The following is a 7909-nucleotide window of genomic DNA, read 5'->3' as shown; positions in this document are numbered from 1 at the left end:
AGCTAATAAGATGTAAGTGCAAGGATCGTAAACTAGCTGGTTTATACGATAAAATGGGTGTTTGAGATATTTATTGATAGAAACAAGACCAAAATATCTAGTTAGGTGCATTAATTTTAGCCTGATGCCAAAGGAACTATTTTTGGGCGACTTTGCCTGAGAGTTTTTGTGACATCGTGTTTTCCTGGTCGAGTTTAGGGATTACAGATCGTTCAAGCGGTAAAACCGCCATCAATTTTGAGGCTCGAACCGTTGACAAAGGCGGCTTCAGGACTGGCGAGATAAGAGACAATGCCAGCTACCTCGCTGTCCGTAGCGACCAAAGGCAATCATCTTGATCATGACTGCGGCAACGTTTCTATCTGCGGGATTCATATCGGTGTCGATCGCTACTTGGTCGCAACGTTTCGCACCGCCGATCGACTACTGCGCTACATACCCACCATCTACCATTAACGTTTCACCTGTTGTGAACGATGCCAGGTCAGATGATAAAAACAGAACTGCATTTGCAACTTCAAGCGGTGTTCCAATCCGTCCGATCGGGTGAAGTCCTGCCATGTAAGCTTTGACTTCATCCTGCCCACCTGCCGCTGCTTCAAACATATCTGTTTCAATTACGGCTGGTGCAACGACATTGATGCGAATACCCGCTTTGGCATATTGGAGCGCAGCAGCTTTTGTTAAACCGATTACCGCGCTTTTACTCGCGGTGTAGAGGGGGAAGGTAGGAAATGCAACGACTCCATTTGCAGATGCCATATTGACGATCGCACCACTTCCCTGTTTCAACATCTGAGTAATTTCATGTTTCATTGACAACCAAACGCCTTTGACATTGACATTCATCGTGCGATCGTATTCAGCTTCTGTTTGCTCAATCAATGAGGGGTTTTCGCCGATAGTTCCTGCATTATTAAAGGCAATATCTAACCGACCAAAAACACTCACCGCTTTATCAACTATTGCTTCAACATCGGCTTCTTTTGTGACATCTGCTTGCACAAAAATCGCCTCTCCGCCAGCTTCCTTAATCAATCGAACAGTTTCTTCACCTTCATCCATTCGACGACCCACCACCACCACCTTTGCTTGTTGTTGGGCATAAGCGATCGCGGTTGCTCTACCAATTCCCGATGTGCCACCAGTGACTAACGCCACTTTATCTTGAAGTATCATTGTGTTTCTCCTAAAATCTAAGTCCGGTTGTTCTCTCTTGGAATAATCATGAAATCGCTTTAGAAAAAAGCTTAGACAAATCTTGCCAGCAAAAGGCTAATGTTTCAAAACTGCCATTGATTTAATTTCCAGAGTCATCAAAATACTGGGTAGACACAATGCCAAGATAGAGAATGACAACTGTATCTAATCGAGCGGTGAAAATCTCCTCATGAGTATGTTTTGTTGAAGGCACAATCGAGTTTGCCGCAGGTTGCGGTTACGCACGGAGTCCCGCTTTGCACGTAACCGGCTTCATAGTCGATAAAGTTGAACTAGCGTTTCGTACACGCATATTGCTGTTGCTCTACCAATGCCCGCTGTTCCTCCAGTAACTAAAGCCCTTTATCTTACAGTATCATCGATTCATTGTAATTTCACGATCAACAATCAAAAATCAACTCACTGTATATCCACCATCGATCACTAAGGGTTGCCCCGTAATATAGCTGGCAGCATCAGAGCAGAGAAACACAACCGCTTGAGCAATTTCCGTTGCCTGACCGATCCGACCCATTGGAACCAAAGAGCCTAAATCATCAAACGTCATGCCCATTTGGTCAGCGCTACGAGCCATTAACTCAGTCGCAATGGGTCCAGGATTGACGGCATTAATCCGAATCCCCTGTTTGGCATAATCGAGGGCAGCAGCGCGTGTTAGTCCCATCACCGCATGTTTGCTGGCAACGTAGGGAGAGATTCCCGGAAGCGCAACGAGACCGTTTGTGGACGAATTGTTCACGATCACGCCTGAGCCTTGGGTCAGCATCTGTTGAATTTCGTATTTCATACAGAGAAATAGCCCTCGTGCATTGATCGACATGATCTTGTCAAAATCCTCGATCGATTGTTCATGCAACGGTGTAACAACAAGATCGATTCCAGCATTGTTAAAGGCACAATCGAGTCTGCCGTAAGTAGCGATCGTTTTCTGCACTAGGGCTTGCACGTCTGCTTCACTCGATACATCTGATTTCACAAACAAGCACTCCGCTCCAGTCTTGCGAATCAGAGCCGCAGTTTCTTCAGCTTCTCCATCGCGGATGTCGGAGAAGACCACTTTTGCTCCGGCAGCACCAAAGGCGATCGCCGTTGCACGACCAATTCCTGAAGTTCCGCCAGTGACTAACGCCACCTTATTCTGAAGTATCATTCTATTTCCCCTAAAATCTAAGTCCGGTTGTTCTCTCTTGAAATGGATCGATTCACTGTGAGTCCACCATCAAAAATCAACTCACTGTGACTCCACCATCGATCGTTAAGGGTTGTCCAGTGATGTAGCTCGCAGCATCAGAACATAAGAACACAACCGTTGCAGCAATTTCTTCAGGTTGACCCCTATGCCCCATCGGGATGCTCGACGACACCATCGAATCAAACTGCTCTAAAGTCATACCTATCTCTTGGAGGCTCTTAGGAGTAACTAGTTCTGTGCCGCGAATATAGCCAGGATTGACGGCATTAATCCGAATCCCTTGCTTGGCATAATCGAGCGCAGCAGAACGAGTGAGACCCATCACAGCATGTTTGCTCCCAGTATAAGGACCCATTCCAGGTATCCCGATTAATCCCGCTACTGAAGAGTTGTTGATGATCACCCCTGCTCCTTGAGTCAGCATCTGTTGGATTTCATATTTCATGCATAAGAACACACCCCGCAGGTTAGTTGCCATCGTGCTGTCAAAGTCTTCAACAGAGTGCTCGTGTAGTGGCTTTAGGACTGTACCAAATCCAGCGTTATTGAAGGCAAAATCTAGCCTTCCGTAAGTTGCGACTGTTTTCTCTATCAGCGCCTTAACCTCTGGTTCACTCGATACATCCGATCGCACAAACAAACACTCCGCTCCTGTCTCACGAATCATCGCAGAAGTTGTTTCGCGTTCTGCATCGCGTCTGCCGGAGAACACAACTTTTGCACCCGCAGCACCAAAGGCGATCGCGGTTGCTCTGCCAATTCCCGATGTGCCACCAGTCACTAACGCCACTTTATCTTGCAGTATCATTCTGTTTCTCCTGTTTCAATCAATATTGACCTTCAAAAATCGAACTTTGATCGCATCTCAGCCCATGCCAGCGATTGCCATCACCGGGATAGTGGGCAGGTTAAAAACGACGTGAACGACGACGGCGGGTCAGACCGAGGTTTTGATGACGAAAGCCCTTAATTCGACAATCTTACCGCCGCGAAAGCGCCAGACATCGCAGTACGAGTAATGAGCCGCCTTCCCGTCTGCGTCCTTCATTGTGATGTCGCCGAGTGCCGTAACAAAATCATCCTCAGCGATGAAGTTAGCAACCATAAACTTTGGCGGCTCTACGTATGTCGTTGCCATCCATTGGCGAACAGCTTCTTTCCCTTTAAGGGTCTTGTCGCCTACAAACGTCCATTCCATGTCGTCGGCGCAGAACGACAAGAATCCTTCATTATTGCCTTCAGCGATCGCCGCGTTTGCCGCTTCTAAGATTGCTTTATTGTTTTCTGACATTTGAATCTCTCCCTTATTTAAGTGGATGCTTTCACGGAGTAAGAGCGGTTTCTTTGTTGCTGCGTCCTTCTCCTTAGCGTAGCCACCGAATCACCCCGTTGCTGCTTGTGCGAAACTCACGGAACAATTGCAGTAACGCGGATTTCAATCCGCATCGTTGGCAGCCCAAGAGCCGCGACTCCTACCTGTGTCCAAATTGGGGCATGGTTGGGCATGTAATGGCGATATAGCCTGACCATCACATCGTTAACTTCTGGGGGAAACCCGCCAACATGGTAAGAATTGACATGGACAACATGCTCCCAACCCGCCCCGGCAGATGCCAAGGTTCGCTCTACGTTCCGAAACGCCTGGGTAATCTCATCCGCAAGCGGTTCGGGAATTTGCAGATTGTCATCCCAGCCACCTTGACCTGATGTCTCCACTCGATTGCCAATTTTTACCGCTTGCGAGTAATGCAATTCATTCAGCATATATTCGCCATAACCGGGAGTAACAAAAAACTTGGGCTTATTCATGGTGTTCCTTATTTCAGTACGTTTGACTATATCATATCTCGCGTTGCTGAGACAGTTTGCCAACTCCAACTTGAGTGTAATGAGTTCCAACACTCAACTTCTTCCAAATTCTTATGGTGAAGAGCGAGTTCGTTTCAGGATCATCTGATTTAGACCCTAATGTTCAGAATTCACTTGCCATGTAATCACAATGAGTTCTGCAAACAGTAAAACAACTATTAGCCGCGAAAATGCTTGCAAAATAGCTTCCATCGTCCAGTTCTGACTCTGAACATCCCAGATCATCCAAACAATGTTCACTCCAATCACCAACCAGGGTAGAATTACCGCTGAATTCCGTCTGCGATAGAAGCGGATCATCGTTTCGCGCCAAAATGGGAAGGTGCTGAGGAGACAAACAATGTAGGAGACTCCTGCACTGACGAACAAGCTTGTTTGAAGACTCGAAGGCAGGTTCGGGTACCCAAGCGCGATCGCTGTCAGACAAACTCCCAGCGCGAGATACAGGAAAGTAAACAAGGTAAATCGTTTCATTTTTTGCAAATAAAGCTCAGCGATAATCTATTCCTGTGTGGCTGACATAACTCAGCCGATGAACAACAATTAATCCACATGCAGCACAGCCTTACCTGAAAATCTGCGCCCGATCAAATCAGCCGCTGTTACGCCTGCTTCACGCCATGAAACTGCTCGATCGATGTGCGTTTTGAGCCGCCCCTGCTCAACTAACCTCAGTAGACGAGCCAGCCCAGAACTAGCACTTTCCATCTCTACTTCGGTGTACAGCGTGAACCCGTAAAGCGTGCGCTGTCCTCCATTCTCGAAATAGAAGTCTGGTAGGGACAGCTTCATCTCATTGCCGCTGCTACTGCCATAACAAACGCAGGTGCCTCCTTTAGCCAAAAACGCAGTTAGCGTCCCGACCAATTCACCTCCTACTCCATCAACGATCAGTCGATAAGGCGCGAACTGCTTGGCTTCTTGCCCGGTTTCGGTTAGCACCACTTCATCTGCGCCGTAATCTCGCACAAATGCTTTTTGCTCTGGCTGACGAATTTGGGCAACGACGCTAGCTCCTATCATCTGAGCAAGCTGCATGGCGAAGAGTCCCACTCCCCCTGTTGCCCCTGTGATCAACACTCGACTTCCTGGTAAACGAGATCCCTTTTCCACTGCATACAGTGCTGTTAACCCCGCGACGGGCAGTGTGGCGGCATCGGTATCTGATACGCTCTGGGGAATAATAGCCAGAAAGCGAGTCGGAATTGCTACATATTCTGCCCAGCCCTCCGAGCGGATGGAGAGGGCAACAATTTTTGTCCCTGTGGGTGGGCCACTACCGTCCTGTGCTGTTTGTTCAACAACGCCAACGACATCCCAGCCAATCGGAGTGCTCAGTAGATCATTTTGCGATCGCTTAAGTTCGCCCCGATTCATCGAAAATGCCTTGACGCGAATCAAGCACTCGTTAGCATTCAGAGTGGGAACTTCAGTGTCTTGAAAGGTGAGGTTGCCAACGGCATCTGGTGAACTCACGAGTCTACGCATCGCCATGTCCTTGTGTGTAGAGGGCTATAGTTTTGTGTTCTAGATAGAACTGTTTCAATCAACTTGCTGTCTATCCACTATCGATCGCAAACGGTTGCCCAGTGATGTAGCTGGCAGCATCAGAGCAGAGAAACATAACCGCTTGAGCAATTTCCGTTGCCTGACCAATCCGACCCATTGGAACCATAGACCCGAGATCATCGGACGGGATGCCCCACTGGTCGGCGGCACGAGCCATGAGGTCAGTCGCAATTAGACCAGGATTCACCGCATTAATCCGAGGTAGAACTCTTCTCGTCTATTAATTCCACCCGATCGATTTCGTCAACTTGTACCGGATAAGCTTGTTTCAGCAACTCAGCAACTTCTTGCGCGATCGCAATCAGGGCATGATTCACCGAGGAGTCCTGAAGAGAATCAGTCTGAGATGTACCTTCATGCTCGGAATTATTCCTGCTTTGTACTAGTAAATGTGACATAGAACTATCCTCAATGAAATAACGAAACTACTTTCGTCTACTCAGATGTTTTGCTAGTTTGGCAGGCTCTGAACTGGCTCCATATATAGCCGCGCCCATGCGATCTCGTTTTCTCTAAGTCCTATAACGACGAAGCCTCGCATAGTGAATAAAGTTCAGCTTCTAGTACAAGCTTGTCGCATTAAAAGACGGTTATTTTGATAGACCTCTAATGTCCCAGCCTGCGGATCATCCAACGTCCCATCCCAGACCCAATATTCATAGTTGCCATTCCCAAATTTGTACACTTGAACGCCTTCTGTCGCTTGCCTGGTTCCTCCACCTAGACTTAAATTACCGTTAAGACTAGTGGCACGATAAAGTAGTTCACCAGACTGATAGTTTTGCCAAATGTTAATGTTGTAATCCCCCTGGCATTGAGTACTCAAGATGAGGTCGGCTGTAGAATCAGCAGCGGCAGGCAAGGAGAAATAACTTGAGATACAGATAGTCAGAGCGAAGAATAATGCTGATCTTTTGAGGAGTGTTTTCATTGTTTTCCTTGTGTAAAACTCATTGATTGAAATAGTTCAGATCGAATTGCTTCAACGGCGTGCTTGCTAAAGTCAGCTAGCTTCGTCGGGGGCACTTTACAAGTCGCTCATTCATAAGGCTTGATTAAATCACTCTATATTCGCCATCAATTACTAATGGTTGACCAGTTATGAATAGAACTTAGTGACTTGCAGCAACAATAGCAGTCATCAGCTCTATCGTCTTCCAGCGTCCGATATATCGATTTCCATTGATAAACAGGGCTGGGGCTGTTGTTACTCCACTGTGTATTCCGGTTTCGATGTCTTCATTGATACGATTAATATGCACTTGTTTAGACAAGTCTTTGAGAAACTGAGGAATATCAAGCCCTAAATTGTTGGCGTACTCTACAAGATAACCGTTCTCTAACTTTTGCTGATGAGCAAATAAAGTGTCGTGCATTGACCAAAACTGTCCTTGGACAGCGGCGGCTTCAGCGGCTTGGGCTACCCGTTGAGCATGAGGATGAATCTGTATTTGCGGAAAATGGCGGAAGATAAAGCATAAATAATCCTCTCCCAAAGAAGCACTAAGCTCTCGTTTGATTACTTGAATCAGCTTGTAAACGTCCGCACTTCTGGAGTCTTGATAGTCTCCGTACATCACCAGCACAACCTTGGCACTCAGCACACCTTGCATCAAATCTTGAATTGAAGGTGGTACAAGTAAGGAACTGTGGCTGCGATCGTCGTTCATTTTTATAAATCTGTATCAAACATGGAACTTTGCAACAAAAGCTGGGAAAAACCTTATGATTCAAGTCATTCCCAGCGTCAGCAATTTGAACGTGAGCTAAATAACTTTGAGATTGGCGATTGCTGCGTTAGCGCAGGTTTCGCCAGCGACGAGCAAATTCCTCTAGCACTGATCTAGATAGTTGCCATTGCAGCCATTCAAATGCCTCTTTTTGATAGGGGTAGTTCGACGGCTTGTAGTGAATGGCTGCATCAGTCAGTTGAATTGGCGTATTGCTACCTCGAAGGGCTTGCCAAGTTTGAGGGCCAACGATGCCATCTTTAGCAATGCCACTCTGCTTTTGAAACTGAACCACTGCGGCACGAGTCGCATCGCCAAAGATTCCATC

The 7909-nt window shown here is 47.0% G+C and carries 12 protein-coding genes; all 12 read right to left on the bottom strand.

Annotation, left to right across the window (positions count from 1 at the left end; all coding sequences use genetic code 11):
• Positions 1-212: 212 nt before the first annotated feature.
• The gene (locus ACM03V_RS34115; RefSeq protein WP_414625251.1) at positions 213-323 is read right to left on the bottom strand and encodes an SDR family oxidoreductase; all 111 of its coding nucleotides are present in this window, start codon (positions 321-323) and stop codon (positions 213-215) included.
• Between the two features lie 100 nt (positions 324-423).
• Positions 424-1179, bottom strand: a complete 756-nt coding sequence (locus ACM03V_RS34110; RefSeq protein ID WP_414625250.1) for an SDR family oxidoreductase — start codon at positions 1177-1179, stop codon at positions 424-426.
• A gap of 436 nt (positions 1180-1615) precedes the next feature.
• Complete coding sequence (locus ACM03V_RS34105; RefSeq protein ID WP_414625249.1) at positions 1616-2371, bottom strand: SDR family oxidoreductase; 756 nt, start codon at positions 2369-2371, stop codon at positions 1616-1618.
• 76 nt (positions 2372-2447) lie between these two features.
• Complete coding sequence (locus ACM03V_RS34100; protein WP_414625248.1) at positions 2448-3221, bottom strand: glucose 1-dehydrogenase; 774 nt, start codon at positions 3219-3221, stop codon at positions 2448-2450.
• A gap of 129 nt (positions 3222-3350) precedes the next feature.
• Positions 3351-3704 carry a nuclear transport factor 2 family protein gene (locus ACM03V_RS34095; RefSeq protein ID WP_414625247.1) on the bottom strand — a complete coding sequence of 118 codons (354 nt, stop codon included), beginning with the start codon at positions 3702-3704 and terminating at the stop codon, positions 3351-3353.
• Positions 3705-3820: 116 nt separating this feature from the next.
• Entirely contained in the window at positions 3821-4222 is a 402-nt protein-coding gene (locus ACM03V_RS34090) for a RidA family protein (RefSeq protein WP_414625246.1), read from the bottom strand.
• Positions 4223-4825: 603 nt separating this feature from the next.
• On the bottom strand, positions 4826-5758 hold the full coding sequence (locus ACM03V_RS34085) for a zinc-binding dehydrogenase (RefSeq protein WP_414625245.1): 933 nt from the start codon (positions 5756-5758) through the stop codon (positions 4826-4828).
• A gap of 82 nt (positions 5759-5840) precedes the next feature.
• Complete coding sequence (locus ACM03V_RS34080; RefSeq protein WP_414625244.1) at positions 5841-6008, bottom strand: SDR family oxidoreductase; 168 nt, start codon at positions 6006-6008, stop codon at positions 5841-5843.
• A gap of 34 nt (positions 6009-6042) precedes the next feature.
• Positions 6043-6249: a hypothetical protein gene (locus tag ACM03V_RS34075; protein ID WP_414625243.1), complete on the bottom strand. Its 207-nt coding sequence runs from the start codon at positions 6247-6249 to the stop codon at positions 6043-6045.
• 155 nt (positions 6250-6404) lie between these two features.
• A complete protein-coding gene (locus tag ACM03V_RS34070) occupies positions 6405-6677 on the bottom strand; it encodes a hypothetical protein (protein WP_414625242.1) in 273 nt (90 codons plus the stop codon).
• A 286-nt stretch (positions 6678-6963) separates the two neighbouring features.
• Positions 6964-7521 (bottom strand): DsbA family protein, encoded by a 558-nt coding sequence (locus ACM03V_RS34065; protein ID WP_414623700.1) that lies wholly within the window; start codon positions 7519-7521, stop codon positions 6964-6966.
• 127 nt (positions 7522-7648) lie between these two features.
• Positions 7649-7909 (bottom strand): peptidoglycan-binding domain-containing protein (locus ACM03V_RS34060; protein ID WP_414625241.1); only part of this gene is annotated, 261 nt, incomplete at its 5' end.

Source organism: Calothrix sp. CCY 0018 (assembly GCF_963920925.1).
In the GTDB taxonomy this organism is placed as follows: Bacteria; Cyanobacteriota; Cyanobacteriia; order Cyanobacteriales; family Nostocaceae; genus Rivularia.
Note: the sequence above shows the minus strand (reverse complement) of the source record. Positions and strands in the feature narration are given on the sequence as shown.